Origin of the sequence: Streptomyces sp. NPDC046860 (genome assembly GCF_040645115.1) — a bacterium.
GTDB lineage: Bacteria > Actinomycetota > Actinomycetes > Streptomycetales > Streptomycetaceae > Streptomyces.
Window position 1 is genome coordinate 1 of the sequence record NZ_JBEYXQ010000013.1, and the last position, 22,926, is coordinate 22,926.

Genomic DNA, 22,926 nt, shown 5'->3' on the forward strand with positions numbered 1-22,926 from the left:
AGGCGGAGGAGGGCGTCGACGCGGAGCGTCGGCAACCGACGACAACGCCGCAGACGCGCGTGCCAGACCCCGCGACCCCGGCAAGATCCGGAAGAAAGGCCCTAGGCGGGGCCGGGGCCGGGCGGCGGCACACGCCAGGTTTCGCCACCCCCCTGCCTCCGCTGCCTGCGGCTTCGGGATTCGCCATCCGAACACGCCAGTCGAACACCAGCGGGACCGCCACCGGCAAATCCGGGCGAACCACCGTCCGGGGGTGGCGGCGGGCGGCTTGAGCCCGCGGGGCGGTTGGGGTTTCCTCGTTCCCGGAGGCCCCAGGGGGAGAGCCTCCGTCACGGTCCCCGCAGGCGCGGGGCCCGGCTCCGGTCACGCACCCCGGAGCCGGGCGGGCGCGCGGGGACGGGGCGGGTCCGGCCGTGCGCGTGCCGGCCGGACCCGGCCCTCACACATCGAGCCGTTCGACGTCTCCGTTCGGACACATCTCGGCAACGGCCGCCCCAACTGCCTGGTGCACACATACAGTTCCCCCGCGACATCTTTTTTTGAACGCGTTCAGGAATCCGGTGCGCGACGGGCAGGACACGGGGAGGAAGCGCTTCATGGGCACGAGGAGCAAGGGAGTCAGAGTCGCGGTCGTCAGCGGGGTGTGCGCGACGATGCTGGGCGGGGCCGGGTACGGGATGTACACCTTCGCCTCCGCGCTGAACACCACCGCGACCGCCGACGGCCACGCACTGCCGACCGGGCCGCCCGGCCGCGAGGAGGTCGAGGCGACCACCGCGAAGTTCTTCGCCGCCTGGGAGAAGAACGAGCCGGAGCAGGCCGCCGCCCTCACCAACTTCCCCGAGGCGGCCGAGGCGCTGCTGACGGCGTACGGCTCGGACGCGCACCTCACCCAGGTGCACGTCACCCCCGGCAGGGCGAAGGGGGACTCGGTGCCGTTCCGGGTCCGCGCGACGGTGTCGTACGGCGAGGAGTCCCGGCCGCTGGAGTACGCGAGCAGGCTGCGCGTGGTGCGCGGGGTGAACTCGCACCGGGCGCTGGTGGACTGGGACCCCGCGCTGGTGCACCCGGAGCTGAAGAAGGGCGACTCACTGACCGTCGAGGAGTCCGGCACCCCGCAGATCGACGCCGTGGACCGCGACGGCAAGGTGCTGACCAAGGAGAAGTACCCCTCCCTCGGCCCGGTCCTGGACGAACTGCGCAAGCGGTACGGGGACAGGACCGGGGGCCGGGCCGGGGTGGAGCTGGTGGTCCGGCACACCGGCAGCGGCGCGGCCGACACCACGCTGGTGACGCTGGTCAAGGGCAAGCCCGGCAAGCTGCGCACCACGCTGAGCGCCAGTGCCCAGGCGGCGGCCGAGGCGGCGGTGACGAACTACACCAACTCCTCCGTCGCGGCCGTCAAGCCCAGCACCGGCGAGATCCTGGCCTTCGCCAACCACCGCGACGACGGCTTCAACGCGGCCTTCCTCGGTGAGCTGGCCCCCGGCTCCACCATGAAGATCATCAGCGCCGCGACCCTCATCGACTCCGGCCTGACCACGGCGAACGGCCCGGCGCCCTGTCCACCGTCGGCGGTGTGGCAGAGCCAGACCTTCACCAACCTCACCGGTCTCGCCCCGAACGAGAACGCGACCCTCTCCGAGAGCTTCGCCCGCTCCTGCAACACCGCGTTCGTGAAGTTCGCGGACGAGGTGAGGACGGACTCGCTGGCGACGGAGGCCGCGCAGCGGTTCGGGATCGGGCGGGACGACTGGAAGGTGGGCGTGCCCTCCTTCGACGGCCGGGTGCCCTCGCCGGAGGGCCCCGACAAGGCGGCCGGGCTGATCGGACAGGGCCAGGTGCAGATGAGCCCGCTGAACATGGCGTCGGTGACGGCGACCGCGAAGACCGGCGCCTTCCGGCAGCCGGTGATCGTGCCGCTGAGCCTGGACGGCCGGACGCCCGCCACCGCGCGGGGGCTGGCGCCGGGGACGTCCCAGCAGTTGCGGGCGATGATGAACCGCACCGCCCGCAGCGGCACCGCGGCGGGCGTGATGGCCGGCCTGAGCGGGAGCGTGGGCGCCAAGACCGGCTCGGCGGAGGTCGACGGGCAGTCGCGGTCCAACAGCTGGTTCACCGGATACCGCGACGACATGGCGGCCGCCGCGATGACGGAGGACGGCGGACACGGCATCGACGCGGCCGGTCCGATTGTCGCAAGAGTGCTACGGAGTGCGGGCTGAGTCCGGCCGGGTCCGCGAGGACTCTAGGCTGTTGAGGTCGTTGGGGACATGTGAGGGCTGCGGGGACCCTGGGGAGAGCGCGGAGGACTTGGGACTGTGGGCAAGAGAAGGCGTGCCACCGAACGGCCGAAGGGGAAACCCGCCGTCATCGGCGGCATGGTCGCCGTCGTCGTCTGCGGCGCCGGGTTCGGCCTCTACTCGCTGTACGGCGGCGGCTCGTCCGACGACGCGTCCACGCTGTCGGACCGCAAGAAGACCGGCCCGCCCAGCGCGCTGGAGGTGAAGACGGTCACCACCCGCTTCCTGACCGCCTGGCAGGAAGGCCGGATCACCGAGGCCGCGGCCGTCACCGACGACGTCCCGGCGGCCACCGCGCTGCTCACCGGCTACACCAAGGACGCCCGGCTCATGGGCGTGACGCTCACCGCCGGGAAGCCCACCGGCGCGAAGGTGCCGTTCGCCGTCAAGGCGAACCTCGCCTACCAGGGCGTCAGCAAGCCGATGGCGTACGGCAGTTCACTCACCGTCGTCCGGCGGGCGAGCGACGGCGCGGCACTGGTCGACTGGCAGCCCGGTGTCGTGCACCCGGATCTGAAGGACGGCGACACCCTGGTCACCGGCGAGTCCGGCACCCCGCCGGTCAAGGCGCTGGACCGCACCGGGGCAGAGGTGACGGCCGCGAAGTACCCCTCGCTGGGCACGGTGCTGGACGGGCTGCGGGAGAAGTACGGCAAGACGGCCGGCGGCAAGGCGGGCATAGAACTGCGCGTGGTGCGCGGCAAGGCGTCGGAGAAGGCCGGGCTGTCCGACAAGACGCTGGCGGAGCTGAGTGAGGGCACGCCGGGCACGGTGAAGACCACGCTGGACCCGGGGCTGCAGGCGGCGGCGGAGAAGCAGGTGGCGAAGCGGGAGAAGGCGTCGGTGGTGGCGCTGCGCGCCTCGACCGGGGAGATCCTCGCGGTCGCCAACAGCGGGCACGGCTTCAACATCGCCTTCCAGGGCTCGCTGGCCCCCGGCTCCACGATGAAGGTCATCACCTCCTCGCTGCTGATCGAGAAGGGGCTGGCGGAGGCGGACAAGAAGCACCCGTGCCCGAAGACCTTCAGCTACGGCGGCTGGAAGTTCCACAACGACGACGACTTCGAGATCAAGGACGGCACGTTCAAGGCGAGCTTCGCCCGCTCCTGCAACACCGCCTTCATCAGCCAGGCGAAGAAGCTGAAGAACGACGACCTGACCAAGCAGGCCCAGCAGGTCTTCGGCCTCTCCATGGACAACTGGTCGGTCGGCGTGCCCACGCTGGACGGCTCGGTGCCGGTGCAGTCGGCGGCCCCGATGGCGGCCTCCCTGATCGGGCAGGGCGGGGTGCGGATGAACCCGCTGAACATGGCCTCGGTGGCGGCGACGGTACGGACGGGCAGGTTCCACCAGCCGTTCCTGGTCGCCCCGTCCGTCGACCACCGCACCCTGGCGTCGGCGTCGCGCACCATGTCGGCCAAGACGCTGGGACAGCTGCGCGAGCTGATGAACTACACCGCCGCGTCCGGCACGGCGGCCGAGGCGATGGCCGGGCTCGGCCCGGACTTCGGCGCCAAGACGGGCTCGGCGGAGGTCGACAACCAGAAGAAGCCCAACGGCTGGTTCACCGCCTACCGGGGCGACGTGGCCTCGGCGGGTGTGGTGCAGGCGGGCGGCCACGGCGGCGACACCGCCGGCCCCATCGTCGCCACCCTGCTGCGGACCGCCCGCTGAATCAAGTTCCGTCGGGGAATCAGTTCCGTACGGGTTCGGCCGTGTAGGTGCGCAGCAGGAAGCGGGTCAGCGACTTCACGTCGAACTGGACCACGTCCACGCCCTCGGGCGAGTGGAACTCCAGCACGGCCTGCACGCGCCCGCACGGCCAGACCCGTACGTCCCCGCTCTCGGCCGGGGCCCGCAGCCCGTCCTCCAGCAGGGCCCGCGAGAAGGTCCACTCGGCGGGGCCGGGCAGGCCGACCTGGACGGAGAGGGGGTCGGTGTCGGGGTCGTAGCGCAGCACCACCCGTACCGCGTCGGGGTCGTCCTCGGCGTCCGTGACGATGTGGGCGCGTGTGTACTGCTCGACTACGGACATCGGATCGCCCTCTCACGTTCGGTGACCCTCAGGAAGGCCGCACAGCCACTTCGTCTCTAATGTCGCATATTTTCCGATTTGCGCCTCAGGGGGTGAATGTCGATCCGAGACCCCCTCGCTCTTGCAAGCCGTTCGCAACAAGCGCTTAAAATCGAACGGTGCATGTACCCGACGGATTCATCGACGCCCCCACCTCCGCCGTCACCGGCGTGGTCGCCGCAGGCGCCCTCGCGGTGAGCCTGCGCGGCGCCCGCCGCGAACTGGACGAACGCACCGCGCCGCTGGCCGGCCTGGTCGCCGCGTTCATCTTCGCCGTACAGATGCTCAACTTCCCCGTGGCGGCCGGAACAAGCGGCCACCTGCTGGGCGGAGCGCTGGCGGCGATACTCGTCGGCCCCTATACCGCCGTGCTGTGCGTGTCGGTCGTGCTGCTGATGCAGGGCGTGCTGTTCGCCGACGGCGGGCTGACCGCGCTCGGCGTGAACATCACCGACATGGCCATCGTCACGACCGTGGTCGCCTACGCCGTCTTCAAGACCCTGCTCGCGGTGCTGCCCCGCTCCCGGCGCTCGGTCACCGCCGCCTCCTTCGTCGCCGCGCTGCTCTCGGTGCCGGCCGCGGCCGTCGTCTTCACGCTGCTCTACGCGATCGGCGGCACCACGGACGTGTCCATCGGCAAGGTGGCCACCGCGATGATCGGCGTCCATGTGCTGATCGGCATCGGCGAGGCCGTGATCACCGCGCTCACCGTGGCCGCGGTCGTCGCGGTCCGCCCCGACCTCGTCCACGGCGCGCGCGGACTGCGGCAGCGGCTCCAGCTCAAGGTGAACGGCGAGCTGGTGGACGCGCCGGCCCGGACCCCGGCCCCGGCCGCCGCCCGCACCTCCCGGCGCACGGTGTGGATCACCGGCCTGGTGACCTCCCTCGTCCTCGCCGGATTCGTCAGCTTCTACGCCTCCGCCAACCCGGACGGCCTGGAGAAGGTCGCGCACGACCAGGGCATCGACAAGAAGACCGAGCCGCACCACTCCTCGGACTCCCCGCTGGCCGACTACGGCGTCAAGGACGTGACGAACGCCCGGCTCTCCGGCGGCCTCGCGGGCGTGATCGGCGTCGGCATCACCGTCGTCGCGGGCAGCGCGGTCTTCTGGGCGGTGCGCCGCCGCCGCGACCACGACACCTCTCCGGCGAGCACGAGCGTCTGAGATGGGAGCCGGGCACGCGCACAAGCTCTACCGGCACGGGCACTCGCCCGTGCACCGGCTGCCCCCGCACACCAAACTGGCGGCCGTCTTCGCCTTCGTCGTGGTGGTGGTCTCCACCCCGCGCGAGGCGATGTGGGCGTTCGGGGCGTACGCGCTGCTGCTGGCGTACGTCGCCCACCGGGCGCGGGTGCCCGCCGGGTTCCTGTTGAAGCGGCTGCTGATCGAGGTGCCGTTCGTCGCGTTCGCGGTGCTCATGCCGTTCGTCGCGGAGGGCGAGCGGGTGCACGTCCTCGGCCTCTCGCTCAGCGTCAACGGCCTGTGGGGCGCCTGGAACGTGCTGGCCAAGGGCACCCTGGGCGTCGCCGCGTCCGTGCTGCTGGCCGCCACCACCGACCTGCGCGAGCTGCTGCTCGGGCTGGAGCGGCTGAAGCTGCCGCCGCTGCTGGTGCAGATCGCCTCTTTCATGATCCGCTACGGCGACGTCATCACCGACGAGATGCGCCGGATGCGGATCGCCCGTGAGTCGCGCGGCTTCGAGGCGCGGGGCGTCCGGCACTGGGGCGTGCTCGCCAAGTCGGCCGGCGCGCTGTTCATCCGCTCCTACGAGCGGGGCGAGCGGGTCCACCTGGCCATGGTCAGCCGGGGATACGCCGGGTCGATGCCGGTCATCGACGAGGTGACGGCGACCCGGGCCCAGTGGTCGTACGCCCTGGCCCTGCCCTGCTCCGCCCTCGTCGTCTGTCTGCTGGGATGGTTCCTGTGAGTACCGCATCGCTGGAGGTCTCCGGCCTCGCCTTCGCCTATCCCGACGGCCACCAGGCCCTGTTCGGCGTCGACTTCACCGTGCCGCGCGGTGAACGGGTCGCGCTGCTCGGGCCCAACGGCGCGGGCAAGACCACCCTCGTGCTGCATCTGAACGGCATCCTGTCCGGCGGCACCGGCACGGTCACCGTGGCCGGACTGCCGGTCGGCAAGCGGCACATGGCCGAGATCCGGCAGAAGGTCGGCATCGTCTTCCAGGACCCCGACGACCAGCTCTTCATGCCGACCGTGCGCGAGGACGTGGCGTTCGGACCGGCGGCGGCGGGGCTGAAGGGAGCGGCGCTCCAGGAGCGGGTGCGGACCGCGCTGGAGCAGGTCGGCATGGCGGACTTCGCCGACCGTCCCCCGCACCATCTCTCCTTCGGGCAGCGGCGCCGGGTGGCGGTGGCGACCGTGCTGGCGATGGAGCCGGAGATCCTCGTCCTCGACGAGCCCTCCTCCAACCTCGACCCGGCCTCCCGGCGCGAACTGGCCGACATCCTGCGCTCGCTGGACGTGACGGTCCTCATGGTCACGCACGACCTGCCCTACGCGCTGGAGCTGTGCCCGCGCGCACTGATCCTCAGCGACGGGGTGATCGCGGCCGACGGCCCCACCGGCAAGCTGCTCTCCGACGACACGCTGATGCGCGCGCACCGGCTGGAGCTGCCCTTCGGCTTCGACCCGCGCACGGTGGCCCTGGACGCGTAGCACTCCCGCCGGGGCCGAGGAATCCAAGGCCGTACGCCCGTGTTTCACTCGTGAGTGCGGGCGAGGAAAGGGATACGGCGTGGATGTGAACGTGCACGGCACGGTTGCCGAGGGCTTCGAGCCGGTCAGGGAGGCGTTCGCGGCGAACTTCGCCCGGCTCGGGGAGCGGGGCGCGGCCGTAGCCGTCTACCGGGACGGGCACCGGGTCGTGGACCTGTGGGCGGGCACCCGTGACCTGGACGGCACCGCCCCCTGGGAGCGCGGCACCGCGCAGGTCGTGCGCTCCGCCACCAAGGGGATCGCCGCCACCGCGCTCCTGCTGCTGCACCAGCGGGGCCTGCTGGACCTGGACGCGCCGGTGGGGGCGTACTGGCCCGAGTTCAAGGCGGCGGGCAAGGAGCGCGCCCTGGTGCGCGATCTGCTCGCCCACCGGGCCGGTGTGCCGGTGCTGGACCGGCCGCTGACGCCGGAGGAGGCCGCCGACCCGGACCTCGGCGCCGCGGCCGTCGCCGCCCAGGCGCCGGTGTGGGAGCCGGGCACGGACCACGGCTACCACGCGCAGACCTACAGCTGGCTGACCGGCGAACTGGTCCGGCGTATCACCGGGCGCCCGGTGGGCGAGTTCGTCGCGGCCGAGACAGCGGCGCCCACGGGGGCGGACATATGGCTCGGGCTGCCGGACTCGGAGCAGTCCCGGGCGGGCCGGGTGGGCCCGGTGGCGGCGCCCGAGACGGCCGGCGCCCTGAAGGTCCGGCCCAAGCGGGCCGTGGCCGACGCCTACGCCGACCCGGAGTCCCTCACCCGCCGCGCCTTCGCGGCGATCACCCCGGCACCGGACGAGAACGCCCCGGCCTACCGCCGTGCCGCGCTGCCCGCCTCGAACGGCGTCGCCACGGCCGACGGCCTGGCCCGCGTCTACGCGTCGCTGATCGGTGAAGTGGACGGCGGTACGCGGCTGTTCACGCCCCAGACCATGGAGCTGGCCCGTGCCGAGGCGTCGGCGGGGCCGGACCGGGTGCTCGTCGTGGGCACCCGGTTCGGCCTCGGCTTCATGCTCCACGGCCCCGCGTCCCCGCTGCTGGCCCCCGGCTCCTTCGGCCATCCCGGCCGCGGCGGCGCCCTCGCCTTCGCCGACCCCGGTTCGGGCATCGCCTTCGGCTATGTCACCAACGGCTTCAGCGGCACGGTGACGGCGGACCCGAGGGCGCAGTCCCTGGTGCGGGCCCTGCGCGAGGTGCCGGGCGTGAGCTGATTCCTACACGTGGATGGGGTGCGAGATGCGCCCGGAGTCCGCGTCGATCTCCTCGTGGGCCTTGGTCAGCAGCCGCATGGCCAGTTCGTTGAGGGCGCGGGCACCGGCGATCTCCTCGCCGACCCTCGGCTGGTTGGCGTCGACCCGGTGCCGGGTGGCGTGCCCGTGCGCCCGTACCTCGCTGCCGTCCGGCAGCCGCACCATCGCCGCCGCGCGCGTGTGCTGGTCGTCCTCCTCGAACTCCAGCTCGATGTGCCAACCCACGGTGTCGTGCATCATCCCGACCACCTCCGAAAACGACCGTGCCCCCGCTGTCCCCTGCTTCCAGGGTGCTCCAGCGTCCGGTGAAGTTCATGTCGGCCGGTGCGCTCAGCCGTCCGTCTTCTCCTCGAAGCTGGCGAAGTAGGCCGCCGCCATGTCCTCGTCCCCGTGCCCCTGGGCCGCGGCGCGGGCGAAGCGGTCGGCGGTGGCCTCGGCGAGGTCGAGGCGGACACCGCCGCGGTCGGCGGCGGCCGTGATCAGGCGGGCGTCCTTCTCGGCGGTGGCCACGGCGAAGGAGGCCGGGGTGAGCCTGCCGTCCAGGACGAGGGCCGACTTCGCGCGCAGGTAGCCCATGTCCAGCGGGCCGCCCTCGATGAGGTCGAAGAACGAGCGGGGGTCGACGCCGAGGGCCTGGGCCAGGGCCAGCAGCTCGCCGGTGGCCGCCGTGACCGCGAGCACCCAGTTGTTGGCGACCAGCTTGAGCCTGCTGGCGCTGCCCTCGGCACCGTCCTCGCCGGTCCACACCGTGCGGGAGCCGACCGCGTCGAGGACCGGCGCGAGCGCGGCGCGGCCCGCCTCGGGTCCGGCGGCGAGCACGGTGAGCTGACCGTCCTCGGCGGGCCCCCGCGTGCCGAGGACGGGCGCGTCGTAGAACTCCAGGCCGTGTTCGCGGGCGAACCCGGCGAGGCGGCCGGTGAGTTCGGTACCGGCGGTGGTGCTCTGCGCCCACAGCGTGCCGGGGCGCAGGGCGGGGGCGGCCTCGCGCATCACGTCCAGCACGGTGTCACCGTCGTACAGCATGGTCAGCACCACGTCCGCGCCCTCGACCGCCTCGGCGGGCGTGCCGGTGACGCGGACGCCGTCCTCGGCGAGCGGCTCGGCCTTGGCGCGGGTGCGGTTCCAGGCGCGTACGGGGAGCCCGGCCGCGGCGAGGTTGCGGGCCATGGCGGCGCCCATGATGCCGGTGCCCAGCACGGCGACGGTCGGCCGGTCGGTGACGGTCATACGGTGGCTCTCCTTCTCACGGGGTTCCCACGAGGTTCTCGCGGGGGTGGGGGTGACGATCTTGTCCCTCGTCCCCATCCTGCCCGCAGACCCCGGTCAGTCCTGGGAGAAGAAGTCGATCAGTTCCCCGGACGTGGGCTTGTGGTGGGCCTCGGCGGAGGCGTCGGCGCTGCGCGGGAACATCACGCGCTCGTACGCGGCCAGCGCGGCCTCGGTGTCGCCGGGGTGCGCGGCGAGCGCCTCGCCGAGTTCGGCGGCGTCCAGCATGGCGAGGTTGGCGCCCTCGCCGTTGGGGACGGAGATGTGGGCGGCGTCGCCGACCAGGGTCACGCCGGGGACCCGGTCCCAGTGGTGGCCGATCGGCAGCGTGTGGTGGGGGCGCAGGAGCGGGGCGGTGTCGGAGCCGGTGACGAGGGTGGCGAACTGCGGCGCCCAGTCCTCGAACTCCGCCGCGATCCGCGCGGTCGACGCGGCGAGGTCGGTGAAGTCGATCCCGGCGAACCAGTCGAGCGGCCTGGCGAGCGTGACGTAGGCGTGCACGGTCCCGCCCTTCTCCCGGTGGGCGCCGATCCACCGTCCGTCGCCGTCCGGGTCGACCACGCCGAACATGCCGCCGCCGACCATCCGGGCGACGGCGGGGTGCCGGCTCTCGACGTCGAAGAGGTAGGTCTCGACGAACGCCTCCCCCGCGTATTCCGGCACCGCGTCGGAGAGCAGCGACCGCACCCGCGACCAGGCGCCGTCCGCGCCGACGAGGAGGGCGGCCGTGACGGAGGTGCCGTTCGTGAAGGTCACCTCGTGGCGGCCGTCGGCCAGGGTGCGGGTGCCGCCGACCTTGTGGCCCCAGCGGACGGTGCCCTCGGGCAGCGCGTCCAGCAGGATCTGCCGCAGCTCACCGCGCTGGACCTCGGGGCGGCCGCCCGTGCCGTCGTCGGCCTTGTCGAAGAGCAGGCGGCCGTCGCGGTGGAAGAACCGCATCGCCTGGCGGCCTTCGAGGACGATGGCCCGGAACTCGTCCATGAGGTCGGCCGCCTTGACGGCGAGCTGCCCGTTGTAGTCGTGGATGTCGAGCAGCCCGCCCTGCGTACGGGCACCGGGCGAGGACTCGGCCTCGTACACGGTGGCCGCCATCCCGTGGACGTGCAGCACGCGGGCCAGGGTCAGTCCGCCGAGACCGGCGCCGATGATGGTGACGTGGGTGGACATGGCTTCTCCTCGCTGACGGTTCCCACCGGGCGGCCACCCGACGAGCACCCCCAACGTCCCAACCCGCCCCGACACCGGCCCGACACCCACCCGACAGCCCCGACAGGCGGCCGACAGCGGTGCCACTACCCGGACCGGTCCTCGTCCCAGGTATGCCGTCCGCCGTGCCCGTAGAATAGGCAGCAGCCCTCCCACGCCGTACCAGCGCTCGTCACCGGGCAGTCCGCGAGGACGGCCGGCTCGGCCTCGTCCCCGGACCAGCGCAGCCAGGACGCGGTCGCGTACTCGGCGTCGTCGAGGAAGCCGTAGTGATCACCGGTCCGGTGCTCGGAGAGCTGGCACCGCACGGCAGGGTCGGCGTGCCCGGAGGGTGACCGTTCCCTGGCCTGCCGCAACAGGTCCAGCGGCACGCGCCGCCAATGCACGCACTGGGTCATGGCGTCGCCCTGACACCGGCGCCGGGGCGCGGCCGACGACCACCGCAGCGTGGACACGAGCAGGGCGGAAACCCGACAGGGTTCTCCGAGAGCCTTCGGTCCTTCTTCTCCAGCACTTCTACGACCCGGCCCCACGTCCGTCCGGAGCCGTGGGAGACCCGGAGCGTCATGAGAACCCGCGGCCGAGAACCGGAGTCCTGCGCGGGCGGCCCACCACTGCCGGAGTTCCCCTGCCCGTCGCCTCTGGCAGACATGGCCTCACCTCTCCGTCGTACAAAGATGATCCGCCGCGAATTCCTTCGCCTTCTCACCGTCAGCGGGGCACTTGCCGCGCTCCCCGCCGAGGAGGCCGAAGCACTGGCCGACGGGGTACGCAGGGGCGCTCCCGCCGACTTCGCGCGCATGAACGGCCACCTGTGGCAGGTCTACCAACTGGCCCGCTCCAAAAAGTCCGTCCATCCCGTCGTACGCGACCAGCTGACCAGGCTCACCGAGGCGCTGGCGCAAAACAGGTGCGGAACCCGCCCCTTGCTGACCGCAGCGGCGGACCTCTTCCAGTTGGCGGGCGAGGTGGCTTTCGACGCCGACCGGTATTCCGATGCCGTTTCCTCCTACGCGCTCGCCGCCTCCCTGAGCAAGGACGCGGGTGCGTACGACCTTTGGGCCTGTGCCCTCGTCCGGCACGCCTATGTCGAAATGGCGGAGCACCGGTACACCCAGGCCGCCGAGATGCTCGGCGCCGCGGAAGCCCTGGCAGCGCGGGGCGACGATGCCCTGTCGACCCGCTACTGGGTGGCGTCCGTACGGGCGGAGGCCCACGCCGGCCTCGGGGACCTGGACGCGTGCGAGCGAGCGCTGGACCGGGCGGAGGAGGTACAGGGCCTGGGCGGGGACGGCGGCAACGGCGGCTGGCTCAGGTTCGACGGCTCACGCCTGGCCGAGGAGCGCGGGACACGCTATGTGCGCCTGGGACGCCTGGACTTGGCGGAAAGCACGTTGAAGAAGGCACTTGATCAGGGGCCCTTGGCCTCGGGTCAGTCGTTCCGGCGGCGGGGCACCGTGCTGGCCGGTCTGGCGGCCGTCGGGGCGAAGCGCGGAGATCCCGAGCAGGTCGTCGCGTACGGCAGTCAGGCCGTCGAGCTGGCTCGCACCTCCGCCTCGGGATACGTCGCCCGTAGACTCCGTGATCTGTACGACGAGTTCGGCACTCTGCGCCGTGACCGACGCGTGGCGGAGCTGGGAGCGGAGATCGTCGCGCTGAGCACGCCGTCACGAGAGGGGTAACCATGTCGGAGACCGAGGGCGCACGACTCTTCCGGGAAGCGTGGATCGCCGGCGTACATCGCCACTTCCCCGGTGAGCCCAAGCCCGGTTACGTGGCCCCGTGGGACGAGACCCCCCCAGTGGGAGCGGGAGGCCGCAGGGGCGGTGGCCGCGCAGGTGCTTCAGTTCGTGAGCCTCAGCAAGGGTGCCGCAGCGCGGCTGACCCGCGAGCAGAAGGGCCGTGTCGTCGCCATCAGCTGGACCGCCCAGATGTACCGGCACTTCACCGACCCCAAGCCCGCGTACGTGGCCGACTGGCCCCAGCTCCCGGCCTGGCAGCAGGAGACGGACGCGGACATCTTCGAGGCGATCGAGAAGTCCGCGGGCTGACCAGCCGCGGCACCCCCCCTCGGCTCACCCCGCGTGCAGCATCAGCCCGATCCCCACGACCAGCAGCCCGGCGGCCGCGATGCGCGGGGCGCCGAAACGTTCCTTGAAGAAGAGGGCGCCGATGGCCGCGCCGACGATGATCGAGGATTCGCGCAGCGCGGCGACGGGGGCGAGGGGGGCGCGGGTCTGGGCCCACAGGACGAGGGCGTAGGCGGCGACGGAGAGGACCGCGCCCAGGAGGCCGAGCCTGGCGTACGGCTTCAGGTGGCGGACCATGTCGCCGCGCACCCGGTAGTACATGTACGCGGGGATGAAGATCCCCTGGGCGGCCATCAGCCAGGCGATGTAGCCGAGCGGGGTCTCCGCGTGCCGTACGCCGATGCCGTCGAGGACGGTGTACACGGCGATGGTGAGCCCGGTGGCGACGGCGGCGCCGATGGCCTTCCAGTCGGGACTGCGTCCGCGCAGCCCCCACAAACTGACCCCGGTCAGCCCGACGCAGGACACGGCGACCCCGGCCGCCGCCCACCCGTCGGGCACCTCGTGCGCGAACAGCGCGGCCAGCACGGTCACGATCAGCGGCGCGGTACCGCGCGCGATCGGGTACGCCTGCCCGAAGTCGCCGAGCCGGAAGGAGGTCATGAGCAGCGCGTAGTACGCGACATGCACGCAGGCGGAGAGCAGGAGGTAGGGCCAGGCGGGCCCGGCCGGCCACGGCGCGAACAGCGCCATCACCAGCCCGACGACCAGCCCTCCCCCGGCGATGAGGGTGAATCCGGTCAGCTTGTCGTCGATACGGTGCGCGATGGCGTTCCACCCGGCGTGGGTGAACGCGGCCAGCAGTACGGCGGCGGCGACGATCGGCGTCACCGGGCGGTCCCAGACGTCGTCATACCCGGCACGCTAACGGATCACTGCGTGGCCTGTACAAGGGGTTCTTCCCCGCCCGGGACCAGCACCAAGGCAAGCACCGGGGCCGGACGGGAGGAACCCTTCATCTCACGCGCGGACCAGTTCGCGGTCCTCGTCCGGGTCGGGCCGGGTCCGCAGGCCCTCGCCCTCCACGTCCACGTCGGGCAGCGCGCGGTCCAGCCAGGCCGGGAGCCACCAGGCGCGGCGGCCGAGGAGGGCCAGGACGGCCGGGACGACCGCCATGCGGACGATGAAGGCGTCGAAGAAGACGGCGATGGCGAGGCCGAAGCCGATCATCTTGATCATCGCCTCGCTGGAGCCGATGAAGCCGGAGAAGACGGCGACCATGATGACGGCGGCGGCGGTGACGACGCGGGCGCTGTAGCGGAAGCCGGTGACGATCGCCTGGCCCGGGTTCTCCCCGTGGACGTACGCCTCGCGCATCCGGGTCACGAGGAACACCTCGTAGTCCATGGCGAGGCCGAAGACCACGCCGACCATGAAGATCGGCATCATCGACATGACCGGCCCGGTCTGCTCGACGCCCATCAGGCCGGACAGCCAGCCCCACTGGAAGACCGCGACGACCGCGCCGAGGGCGGCGAGCACGCTGAGCAGGAAGCCGAGGGCGGCCTTCAGCGGGACCAGGACCGAGCGGAAGACGACGATCAGGAGGAGGAAGGCGAGGCCGACGACCAGCGCGAGGTACGGCAGCAGCGCGTCGTTCAGCTTCTGGGAGACGTCGATGTTCATCGCCGTCGCCCCGGTGACCAGGAGCGTCGCGCCGGTCGCGGAGGTGATCGAGGCGCTCTTGCCCCGGATCGCGTGCACCAGGTCCTCGGTGGTCGCCGAGGACGGCTGGGACTTCGGTACGACGGTGATGATCGCGGTGTCGCCCGCCTTGTTCGGGGCCGGCGGGGTGACCGTGACGACGTTCTCCAGACCCTTGATCTCGTCGCCGACCTCGGCGAACGCGGCCTTCTTGTCGTCGCTGCCCTTGGCGTCGACGACGACCGTCAGCGGGCCGTTGAAGCCGGGGCCGAAGCCGTCGGAGAGCAGGTCGTAGGCGCGGCGCTGGGTGGTGGAGACGGGCTGGGAGCCGTCGTCGGGCAGGCCCAGTTCGAGCGAGGCGGCCGGGACGGCGGCGGCGCCGAGGCCGACGACTCCGAGCAGCAGCACGGCGACCGGGCGCCGGACCACGAAACTCGCCCAGCGGGTGCCCATGTTGGGCCGCCCGGACTTCTTCGCGGCGCGCGCCCCGCCGAGCAGCCTGCTCTTCTCCCCGGCCGGCTTGACCGTGCGGCCCGCGTAGCCGAGCAGCGCCGGGATCATGGTGAGCGCGATCAGCACGGCGATGGCGACCGTGCCCGCCGCCGCGACGCCCATCTTGGTCAGCATCGGGATGTTGACGACGGAGAGTCCGACCAGCGCGATGACGACCGTGAGACCGGCGAAGACCACCGCCGAACCGGCCGTGCCCACGGCGCGGCCCGCCGCCTCCTCGCGGTCGCGGCCCTCGGCCAGTTCGGCGCGGTAGCGGGAGACGATGAAGAGGGCGTAGTCGATGCCGACCGCGAGACCGATCATCGTGGCCAGCGTGGACGTGGTGGAGCCGAGGTCCAGCGGGTTGGCGAGCGCGGTGATCGTGGAGACACCGATGCCGACGCCGATGATCGCGGTGAGCAGCGGCAGCCCGGCCGCGATGAGCGAGCCGAAGGTGATGACGAGGACGACGGCCGCGACGGCGATGCCGATGACCTCGCTGGACCCGGTCTCGGGCGCGGTGGTGAGCGCGTCGCCGCCGATCTCCACGGTCAGCCCGGCGTCCCGCGCGTGCCCGGCGCTCTCCTTGAGGGCGTCCCGGGAGGCGTCCTCCAGCTCCATCCCGGAGACCTTGTACTTCACCGAGGCGTAGGCGATGGTGCCGTCCCGGCTGACCGCCTTGCCGGTGTACGGGTCGGCGACGGAGGCGACCTCGGAGCCGGAGCCCAGCTCCTTGACCGTCTTCTCCACCGCCGCCTTGTTGCGGGCGTCGGTCATCTTCTGGCCCTCGGGCGCCTTGAAGACGACGCGGGCGGTGGCGCCGTCGGCGCTCATGCCGGGGAAGCGCTGCTCCAGCAGGTCGAAGGCGCGCTGGGCCTCGGTGCCGGGGATGGAGAAGGAGGAGTTGCCGGCGGGCGGCGCGGAGGCGGCGCCCACCCCGGCGAGGGTGAGCAGCGCGACCCACAGCAGGGCGACGAAGTGCCGTCGCCGGAAGGCGAATCGGCCTATTTTGTACAGGTAGGTGGCCACGAGGGCGTACTCCCGGTCAGGTCGTGACAGGCATCTGGGCAGGAAAGGTCAGCCCGGCGACGTGAGCGGTGACGTCAGGTGGTGGGCTTGCGGGGAGGGGGTCGGTCAGGTGGTGGGGACGCCGAGGGCGGGGAGGACCACGGCGTCGATGTAGGAGCGCAGGAATTCCTGCGTGGGGGGCTGCTCGTCGATGAGCGCCCGGGTGGCGAACGCGCCGATCATCATGTGCACCACGAACGGCAGCGCCGGGTTGTCCGGGGCCACCTCACCCCGGCCCACGGCCCGTGCGACCATCGCGCGCAGCGCGGCCGTCTCGGGCTCGATGAGGTGCTCCCGGAAGGCCGCGAGCAGGTCGGGGTTGTTGTGGACGGCCATGGCCAGGCCCCGCATCAGGGCGCTGTTCTGCTCCATGGCGCAGTCGTCCTCGCGGCCGACGACGGCGTGGAAGTCGCCGCGCAGCGAGCCGGTGTCCACGTCGGAGATCCCGCCGGGTTTGCCGTGCCGGATGGCGCGGGCGACCAGTTCGGCCTTGCCGCCCCACTGGCGGTAGAGCGTGGCCTTGCTGGAGCGGGTGCGGGCGGCGACGGCGTCCATGGTGAGGGCGTCGTAGCCGACCTCGCGGAGCAGGTCGAGGACCGCCTCGTACAGCTCGGCCGCCCGCTCGGGCGTGAGTCTGCTGCGACGCGCGGTGGCGGCATCGGTCATCCGCCTCACCCTTTCCGCTTCGAACGACACGGCTCTCGTACGGGACTCCGTACGGGACTCCATACGCGACTCCGTACGGGATGAAGGTACCCCGGCGGCTTACGAAACGAAACCGTTTCGTATCGCTGAGGCGAGTGTCCTGCGTCACGGGGTGCCGGGCCGCACGAGTTGCTGTGCCTCCCGTGCCGGAAAAGCATGGATGAGTGAGCTATCTGCGCCTTCCCCACATCAGCGACGACCTGCTGTGCTTCGTGGCCGAGGACGACCTCTGGCTGGCGCCGCTCGACGAACCGGGCCGCCCCTGGCGGCTCACCGCGGACCGCACCAAGGCCGGTCATCCCCGCTTCTCGCCCGACGGCAAGCAGATCGCCTTCACGAGCTGGCGCAGCCTGGTGCCCGAGATCCACGTCGTGGACGTGGCCGGCGGCCCGGCGCGGCAGCTGACGTACTGGGGCAGCGCCGACACCCAGGTGTGCGGCTGGACTCCCCCCGACCAGCACGGCAGGAGCGACATCCTGGCCGTCGCCTCGCACGGCCAGCCCTTCTCCTACTTCACCTGGGCCCACAAGATCGGTACGGACGGCAGTCCCGGCGGGCGGCTGCCCTGGGGCCCGGTCGGCGACATCCAGGTGGCCGACGTGGACGGGGAGCACCGGACGCTGCTCCTGACCGGCACGCCCCCGCACGAGCCGGCGTCCTGGAAGCGGTACCGGGGCGGCGCCATGGGGCGGCTGTGGCTCCAGGGGCAGCGGCTGCTGGAGGACATCGACGGCCAGCTCTCCTCCCCGATGTTCGTCGCGGGCCGGGTCGCCTTCCTCTCCGACCACGAGGGCATCGGCAACCTCTACTCGGTCGCGCCCGACGGCACCGACCTGCGCCGCCACACCGACCACGACGCCTTCTACGCCCGGCACGCCGCGACCGACGGCGAGCGGATCGTCTACCAGTGCGCGGGCGACATCTGGATCGTGGACGACCTCTCCCCCACCGGCACCCCGCGCAGGCTGGACATCGACCTGGGCGGACCGGCCCCCGGCCGCCGCCCGTACCAGGTGCCCGCCGCGCACAACGTGGACGGCCTCTCCGTGGACGAGACCGGACGGGCCAGCGCGGTCACCGTCCGGGGCAGTCTGTACTGGCTCACCCACCGCGACGGCCCGGCCCGCACCATCTCCGACACCCCGGGCGTACGGGTGCGGCTGCCGGAGATGCTGGGCTCCACGGGCCAGCTCGCCTACGTCACCGACGCCGAGGGCGACGACGCCGTGGCCATCACCCAGCTCCCCCGTGCCAGCGGCCACCGCGAGCCCCGGCTGCTCGCGCCGGGCAGGCTGGGCCGGGTGCTGGAGCTGGTCTCCGACCCGGAGGGCGAGCGGCTGGCGGTCGCCTCGAACGACGGACGGCTGCTGCTGATAGACGTCGCCGAGAACGACGAGGGCGGCTTGGGCGACACGGGCGACGGGGGCTCCGGGGGCGGGCAGCCCGGCACCGTCACCGAGCTGATCCGCTCCGACAACGGGCCCGTGCGCGACCTCGCCTTCTCCCCCGACGGCGCGTGGCTCACCTGGTCCCACCCCGGCGTCGGCCGCTCGCTGCGCCAGATCAAGCTGGCCCGCATCAAGGACCGGATGGTCGTCGACGTCACCAACGGCCGCTTCGAGGACGAGAACCCGGTCTTCACCAGCGACGGCCGCTACCTCGCCTTCCTGTCCTGGCGCGGCTTCGACCCGGTGTACGACGTGCACACCGGCGACCTGTCCTTCCCGCTCGGCTGCCGCCCCTACCTGGTCCCGCTGAACTCGGCGACCCCCTCCCCGTTCGCGCTGAGCCCGGAGGGCCGTCCGGCCGCGGGCGGGCTCGACCCGCTGGAGGCGGGCTCCGGCGAGGGCGGCGCGGTGACGGTGGAGGTGGAGGGGCTGGAGAACCGGGTCACGCCGTTCCCGGTGATGTCCTCCAAGTACTCCGCGCTACGCCCGGTCGCGGGCGGCGGGCTGGTCTGGCTGCGCTGGCCGATCTCCGGCGCGCTGGGCGAGACCTTCGTGAACCCGGCCGACATCAGCGGGCGGCCCACGCTGGAGCACTTCAACATCAGCAAGGCGAAGAAGTCCGAACTGGTCGGCCACCTCGACTGGTTCGAGGTGAGCGGTGACGGCACACGGCTGGTCGTGGTCGACGAGGGCGATCTGCGCGCGGTGCCGGCCACCGAGCCCGGCGACAGCGACAGCACGGTCTGGATCGACCTGCGCCGCATCCTGCACGAGGTGGACCCGGCCGCCGAGTGGCGCGGGGCGTACTCCGAGGGCGGGCGCATCATCCGGGACTACTTCTGGGACCCCGGCATGTGCGGGATCGACTGGCAGGCGATCCTGGAGCAGTACCGCCCGCTGGTCGAACGGGTCACCTCCCCCGACGAGTTCGCCGACCTGATGCGCGAGGTCCTCGGCGAGCTGGGCACGTCGCACGCCTACGTCACCCCGGCCCGGCGCAACGAGGGCCCGCCGCACTACCAGCGCCGCCAGGGCCTGCTGGGCGCCAACTTCGTGTGCCGGGACGGCGCCTGGACCATCGCCCGCATCCTGGACGGCGACTCCTCCGACTCCCGCGCCCGCTCCCCGCTGGCCGGCACCGGCATCCGCGAGGGCGCGGTGCTGACCCACGTCAACGGCCGCCCGGTGGACCCGGTGACCGGGCCGTACCCGCTGCTCGCGGGCTCCGGCGGCACCACCGTGGACCTCACCTTCACCCCGCCCGCGGGCGAGCCGGGCCCCGCGCGCCGGGTGGCCGTGGTCCCGCTGATCGACGAGCGACCGCTGCGCTACCAGGACTGGGTGGCCAAACGGCGTGAGGTGGTACGGGAGTTGAGCGGCGGGGAGTGCGGCTATCTGCACATCCCCGATCTGGGCGGCTCCGGGTGGGCGCAGTTCAACCGGGACCTGCGCCTGGAGGTGGCCCGGCCCGCACTGATCGTGGACGTGCGCGGCAACGCGGGCGGGCACATCAGCGAGCTGGTGATAGAAAAACTGACCCGGACCATCCTCGGCTGGGACCTCACCAGGAACGAGCAGCCGGTGTCGTACGCCTCCAACGCGCCGCGCGGGCCGGTCGTGGCGCTCGCGGACGAGGCGACGTCCTCCGACGGCGACATGATCACCGCCGCGTTCAAGCTGCTCGATCTCGGCCCGGTGGTCGGGCAGCGCACCTGGGGCGGGGTCGTCGGCATGACCGGACGGCACCGGCTCGGGGACGGCACGGTGATCACGGTGCCGATGAACGCGGCCTGGTTCGACGAGTACGGCTGGGCGGTGGAGAACCACGGTGTCACCCCGGACCTGGAGGCGCTGCGCACCCCGCTGGACTGGGCCGAGGGCCGCTACGCCCAGCTCGACGACGCGGTGGGGCTGGCGCTGGACATGCTGCGGGAGAAGCCTGCCGCGGTCCCGCCGGACTACAGCGACGTACCGGACCGCTCGCGGCCCAAGCTGCCGCCGCGTGAGGAGACATGAGCCGGGAGGCGTACACACTCCCCGCCACTTACAACGTATAGCGCAAGGGGGGCCTTGCGGCAAGGCCCCCCTCGTGCCGCAGAATCGCTCGTCAAGCCCCGAACCTGCGGAAATGAGTGATCCACCACATGTGTGCGCGTCCCGTGCTCGAGCCCGCGCCCGAGTCCCGCGTGTTCGAGCTGCCCGACCGGCTCGCCGCCAAGGCCGATCCGGACCTGATCGCCGCCGACGAGAAGCACTTCGCGGCCGTCGCCACGAGCCTGGAGCAGTCCGTCGCCGAACTCTCCGAGAGCCTCGACCGGCTGCGCCGGGCGCCCGGCGGGGCGGGCCGGGAGGCACTGGAGCGGGACCTGGAGATCCACCGGCTGACCGCCCGGCTGCGGGCGCTGCGCCGCTTCGGGCTCGACCTGTGCCTCGGCCGTATCGTCCACTCCGACGACCCCGAGCCGGTCTACATCGGACGGCTCGGACTCACCGACGGCGACGGCCGCCGGCTCCTGATCGACTGGCGCTCCCCCGCCGCCGAGCCCTTCTTCGCCGCCACCCACGCCCACCCGATGGACCTGGCGAGCCGCCGCCGCTACCGCTGGACGCGCGGCCGGATCAGCGACTACTGGGACGAGGTGTTCACCGCCGACGGCCTGGAGCACCACGCGGCGCTGGACGACCAGTCCGCGTTCATCGCCAGCCTGGGCGCGGGCCGCTCGGAGCGGATGCGGGACGTGCTCGCCACCATCCAGTCCGACCAGGACGCGATCATCCGGGCCTCCTCGCGCGGCGCGCTCGTCGTCGACGGCGGCCCCGGCACCGGCAAGACCGTCGTCGCCCTGCACCGCTCCGCCTACCTGCTGCACTCCGACCCGCGCCTCGGGCACCGCCGGGGCGGTGTGCTGTTCGTCGGCCCGCACCAGCCGTACCTGAACTACGTCGCCGACGTGCTGCCCAGCCTCGGCGAGGAGGGCGTGCGCACCTGCACCGTGCGGGACCTGGTGGCCGAGGGCGCCGGGGCAGGCGTGGAGGCCGACCCGGAGGTGGCCCGGCTGAAGTCCTCCGCGGACCTGGTGAAGGGCATCGAGAAGGCGGTCCGCTTCTACGAGACCCCGCCCACCGAGCCCCTGACCGTCAGCACGCCCTGGGGCGAACTGCGCCTGACCGCCGCCGACTGGGCCGAGGCGTTCGAGGCCGCGGAGGCGGGCGTCCCGCACAACGAGGCCCGCGACCTCATCTGGGAAGCGCTGATCACGATCCTCGGGGACCAGCTCGGCAAGGACGTCCCAGCCAGGCTGTTCCGCCGGGCGCTCGCGTCCGACGGCGAGCTGACCGGCACCCTCAGGCGCTTCTGGCCCCTGCTGGAGGCGGCCGACGTGGTCGGGGACCTGTGGACGGTCCCGGCCTACCTGCGGATGTGCGCCCCCTGGCTCACCCCGGACGAGGTACGCCTGCTGCGGCGCGCCGACCCCGCCGCGTGGACGGTGTCCGACCTGCCGCTGCTGGACGCGGCCCGGCAGCGGCTCGGGGACCCCGAGACCTCCCGGACCAAGCGCCGCCAGGCCGCCACGGTGGCCGCCGAGCGCGACCGCATGTCCGCCGTCATCGACAGCGTGATCGCGGCCGACCCCGACGGCGAGGGCGCGGTGACGATGCTGCACGGGCAGGACCTGAAGGACAGCCTGGTCGACGAGGACGCGCTGCCCGCCATCGAGGCGGACGCGCTGGCCGGACCGTTCGCGCACGTCGTGGTGGACGAGGCCCAGGAGCTCACCGACGCCGAGTGGCAGATGCTGCTGCTGCGCTGCCCGTCCCGCAGCTTCACCATCGTCGGTGACCGCGCCCAGGCCCGGCACGGCTTCACCGAGTCGTGGCGGGAGAGGCTCGCGCGGGTCGGCCTGGACCGCGCGGAGGTGGCCTCGCTGAGCATCAACTACCGCACGCCGCAGGAGGTGATGGCCCAGGCGGAGCCGGTGATCCGCGCCGCGCTCCCGGACGCCAACGTCCCGGTCTCGGTGCGCGAGAGCGGCATCCCGGTCACCTACGGCGCGGTGTCGGACCTGGACTCCGTCCTCACCGACTGGCTGGACGGACACGCCGAGGGGACCGCCTGCGTCATCGGCGATCCCGGTTTCGAGGAGCGCCCCCGCGTCCGGTCGCTCACCCCGGAGCTGGCGAAGGGGCTGGAGTTCGATCTGGTGATCCTGGTGGACCCGGACGCCTTCGGCGAGGGCATCGAGGGCGCGGTGGACCGCTATGTGGCGATGACCCGGGCCACCCAGCGGCTGGTCGTCCTCGGCTAGAGACACTCCCCGGGCGAGGAAGCGGGCGCGGGGCGGGGCACCCGGGTGTACCGGGTGCCCCGCCGCGTGGCTCGCGCCGGACTGCCGCGTCAGGCGGTGTGGTCCGGGTCGAAGCGGTCCTCCGTGTCCCGCATGCCGCCCTCGGCGCGGTCACGCTGGGGCTGGTGAGCGCGCTCCTGGTGGTCACGCCCCTGCGGGCCGCGCTGACCGGCCTTCTCGCGGGCCTGGCCGGCCTTCTCCTTGGCCTGCTCCTGCATCTTGCGGGACTTCTCCTGGAACTGGTCCTTCATACCCATGTGGGTTCACATCCCTGGTGAGACGGGGTTTTCGGCCCTCGGTGGGGCCTCGACCAGA

General features: G+C 72.5%; 18 protein-coding genes and 1 pseudogene. 10 read left to right on the top strand and 9 right to left on the bottom strand.

What is annotated here, in order from left to right; genetic code table 11:
• The first annotated feature begins 596 nt into the window (after positions 1-596).
• The gene (locus ABZ898_RS19685; protein ID WP_361660129.1) at positions 597-2,225 is read left to right on the top strand and encodes a penicillin-binding transpeptidase domain-containing protein; all 1,629 of its coding nucleotides are present in this window, start codon (positions 597-599) and stop codon (positions 2,223-2,225) included.
• A 96-nt stretch (positions 2,226-2,321) separates the two neighbouring features.
• Entirely contained in the window at positions 2,322-3,977 is a 1,656-nt protein-coding gene (locus tag ABZ898_RS19690; RefSeq protein WP_361660132.1) for a penicillin-binding transpeptidase domain-containing protein, read from the top strand.
• Between the two features lie 19 nt (positions 3,978-3,996).
• On the opposite strand, the gene ABZ898_RS19695 is transcribed toward ABZ898_RS19690, so the two are convergent.
• Complete coding sequence (locus ABZ898_RS19695) at positions 3,997-4,338, bottom strand: SsgA family sporulation/cell division regulator (protein ID WP_361660135.1); 342 nt, start codon at positions 4,336-4,338, stop codon at positions 3,997-3,999.
• A 158-nt stretch (positions 4,339-4,496) separates the two neighbouring features.
• Between ABZ898_RS19695 and ABZ898_RS19700 the strand changes: the two genes are divergently transcribed.
• The 4 genes from ABZ898_RS19700 (at position 4,497) to ABZ898_RS19715 (ending at position 8,307) form a co-directional block, all read left to right on the top strand.
• Entirely contained in the window at positions 4,497-5,543 is a 1,047-nt protein-coding gene (locus tag ABZ898_RS19700) for an energy-coupling factor ABC transporter permease (protein WP_361660137.1), read from the top strand.
• A gap of 1 nt (position 5,544) precedes the next feature.
• Positions 5,545-6,306: a cobalt ECF transporter T component CbiQ gene (cbiQ, locus tag ABZ898_RS19705; RefSeq protein WP_361660139.1), complete on the top strand. Its 762-nt coding sequence runs from the start codon at positions 5,545-5,547 to the stop codon at positions 6,304-6,306.
• Positions 6,294-7,055 carry an ABC transporter ATP-binding protein gene (locus tag ABZ898_RS19710; protein WP_361660142.1) on the top strand — a complete coding sequence of 254 codons (762 nt, stop codon included), beginning with the start codon at positions 6,294-6,296 and terminating at the stop codon, positions 7,053-7,055. The genes cbiQ and ABZ898_RS19710 overlap by 13 nt, the downstream gene beginning before the upstream one ends.
• Positions 7,056-7,140: 85 nt before the next feature.
• Positions 7,141-8,307 carry a serine hydrolase domain-containing protein gene (locus tag ABZ898_RS19715; RefSeq protein WP_361660512.1) on the top strand — a complete coding sequence of 389 codons (1,167 nt, stop codon included), beginning with the start codon at positions 7,141-7,143 and terminating at the stop codon, positions 8,305-8,307.
• 3 nt (positions 8,308-8,310) lie between these two features.
• Here ABZ898_RS19715 and ABZ898_RS19720 read toward each other — a convergent pair whose 3' ends face one another.
• The 4 genes from ABZ898_RS19720 to ABZ898_RS19735 all read right to left on the bottom strand — a co-directional run bounded on the left by ABZ898_RS19720 (position 8,311) and on the right by ABZ898_RS19735 (position 11,216).
• Entirely contained in the window at positions 8,311-8,586 is a 276-nt protein-coding gene (locus tag ABZ898_RS19720) for a DUF1876 domain-containing protein (RefSeq protein WP_361660145.1), read from the bottom strand.
• Positions 8,587-8,676: 90 nt separating this feature from the next.
• Positions 8,677-9,651: an NAD(P)-dependent oxidoreductase gene (locus ABZ898_RS19725; protein ID WP_361660148.1), complete on the bottom strand. Its 975-nt coding sequence runs from the start codon at positions 9,649-9,651 to the stop codon at positions 8,677-8,679.
• 18 nt (positions 9,652-9,669) lie between these two features.
• The gene (locus ABZ898_RS19730) at positions 9,670-10,779 is read right to left on the bottom strand and encodes an NAD(P)/FAD-dependent oxidoreductase (RefSeq protein ID WP_361660150.1); all 1,110 of its coding nucleotides are present in this window, start codon (positions 10,777-10,779) and stop codon (positions 9,670-9,672) included.
• 125 nt (positions 10,780-10,904) lie between these two features.
• Complete coding sequence (locus ABZ898_RS19735; protein ID WP_361660153.1) at positions 10,905-11,216, bottom strand: hypothetical protein; 312 nt, start codon at positions 11,214-11,216, stop codon at positions 10,905-10,907.
• A 279-nt stretch (positions 11,217-11,495) separates the two neighbouring features.
• Here ABZ898_RS19735 and ABZ898_RS19740 point away from each other — a divergent pair, with 279 nt between their 5' ends.
• Together ABZ898_RS19740 and ABZ898_RS19745 are read left to right on the top strand one after the other, a co-directional pair.
• Positions 11,496-12,500: a transcriptional regulator gene (locus ABZ898_RS19740; protein ID WP_361660156.1), complete on the top strand. Its 1,005-nt coding sequence runs from the start codon at positions 11,496-11,498 to the stop codon at positions 12,498-12,500.
• A 2-nt stretch (positions 12,501-12,502) separates the two neighbouring features.
• A pseudogene (locus tag ABZ898_RS19745) lies at positions 12,503-12,869 on the top strand (hypothetical protein).
• 24 nt (positions 12,870-12,893) lie between these two features.
• Here ABZ898_RS19745 and ABZ898_RS19750 read toward each other — a convergent pair.
• The 3 genes from ABZ898_RS19750 to ABZ898_RS19760 form a co-directional block, all read right to left on the bottom strand.
• Positions 12,894-13,739 carry an EamA family transporter gene (locus tag ABZ898_RS19750; RefSeq protein WP_361660159.1) on the bottom strand — a complete coding sequence of 282 codons (846 nt, stop codon included), beginning with the start codon at positions 13,737-13,739 and terminating at the stop codon, positions 12,894-12,896.
• A 129-nt stretch (positions 13,740-13,868) separates the two neighbouring features.
• Positions 13,869-16,073, bottom strand: coding sequence for an MMPL family transporter (locus ABZ898_RS19755; protein WP_361660162.1), 2,205 nt, complete (start codon positions 16,071-16,073; stop codon positions 13,869-13,871).
• A gap of 105 nt (positions 16,074-16,178) precedes the next feature.
• On the bottom strand, positions 16,179-16,778 hold the full coding sequence (locus ABZ898_RS19760) for a TetR/AcrR family transcriptional regulator (protein ID WP_361660165.1): 600 nt from the start codon (positions 16,776-16,778) through the stop codon (positions 16,179-16,181).
• A gap of 203 nt (positions 16,779-16,981) precedes the next feature.
• On the opposite strand from ABZ898_RS19760, the gene ABZ898_RS19765 reads away from it, so the two are divergent.
• A complete protein-coding gene (locus tag ABZ898_RS19765; protein WP_361660167.1) occupies positions 16,982-20,281 on the top strand; it encodes a S41 family peptidase in 3,300 nt (1,099 codons plus the stop codon).
• Between the two features lie 128 nt (positions 20,282-20,409).
• Complete coding sequence (gene helR / locus ABZ898_RS19770) at positions 20,410-22,572, top strand: RNA polymerase recycling motor ATPase HelR (RefSeq protein ID WP_361660169.1); 2,163 nt, start codon at positions 20,410-20,412, stop codon at positions 22,570-22,572.
• An 89-nt stretch (positions 22,573-22,661) separates the two neighbouring features.
• On the opposite strand, the gene ABZ898_RS19775 is transcribed toward helR, so the two are convergent.
• The gene (locus ABZ898_RS19775; RefSeq protein WP_361660172.1) at positions 22,662-22,868 is read right to left on the bottom strand and encodes a hypothetical protein; all 207 of its coding nucleotides are present in this window, start codon (positions 22,866-22,868) and stop codon (positions 22,662-22,664) included.
• Positions 22,869-22,926 lie beyond the last annotated feature (58 nt).

Coding starts and splice junctions, on each gene's coding strand:
- ABZ898_RS19685 (WP_361660129.1), top strand. CDS start 597: ATGGGCACGAGGAGCAAGGGAGTCAGAGTCGCGGTCGTCAGCGGGGTG.
- ABZ898_RS19695 (WP_361660135.1), bottom strand. CDS start 4,338: ATGTCCGTAGTCGAGCAGTACACACGCGCCCACATCGTCACGGACGCC.
- cbiQ (WP_361660139.1), top strand. CDS start 5,545: ATGGGAGCCGGGCACGCGCACAAGCTCTACCGGCACGGGCACTCGCCC.
- ABZ898_RS19710 (WP_361660142.1), top strand. CDS start 6,294: ATGGTTCCTGTGAGTACCGCATCGCTGGAGGTCTCCGGCCTCGCCTTC.
- ABZ898_RS19720 (WP_361660145.1), bottom strand. CDS start 8,586: ATGATGCACGACACCGTGGGTTGGCACATCGAGCTGGAGTTCGAGGAG.
- ABZ898_RS19725 (WP_361660148.1), bottom strand. CDS start 9,651: ATGGGGACGAGGGACAAGATCGTCACCCCCACCCCCGCGAGAACCTCG.
- ABZ898_RS19730 (WP_361660150.1), bottom strand. CDS start 10,779: ATGTCCACCCACGTCACCATCATCGGCGCCGGTCTCGGCGGACTGACC.
- ABZ898_RS19735 (WP_361660153.1), bottom strand. CDS start 11,216: ATGACCCAGTGCGTGCATTGGCGGCGCGTGCCGCTGGACCTGTTGCGG.
- ABZ898_RS19740 (WP_361660156.1), top strand. CDS start 11,496: ATGATCCGCCGCGAATTCCTTCGCCTTCTCACCGTCAGCGGGGCACTT.
- ABZ898_RS19760 (WP_361660165.1), bottom strand. CDS start 16,778: ATGACCGATGCCGCCACCGCGCGTCGCAGCAGACTCACGCCCGAGCGG.
- helR (WP_361660169.1), top strand. CDS start 20,410: ATGTGTGCGCGTCCCGTGCTCGAGCCCGCGCCCGAGTCCCGCGTGTTC.
- ABZ898_RS19775 (WP_361660172.1), bottom strand. CDS start 22,868: ATGGGTATGAAGGACCAGTTCCAGGAGAAGTCCCGCAAGATGCAGGAG.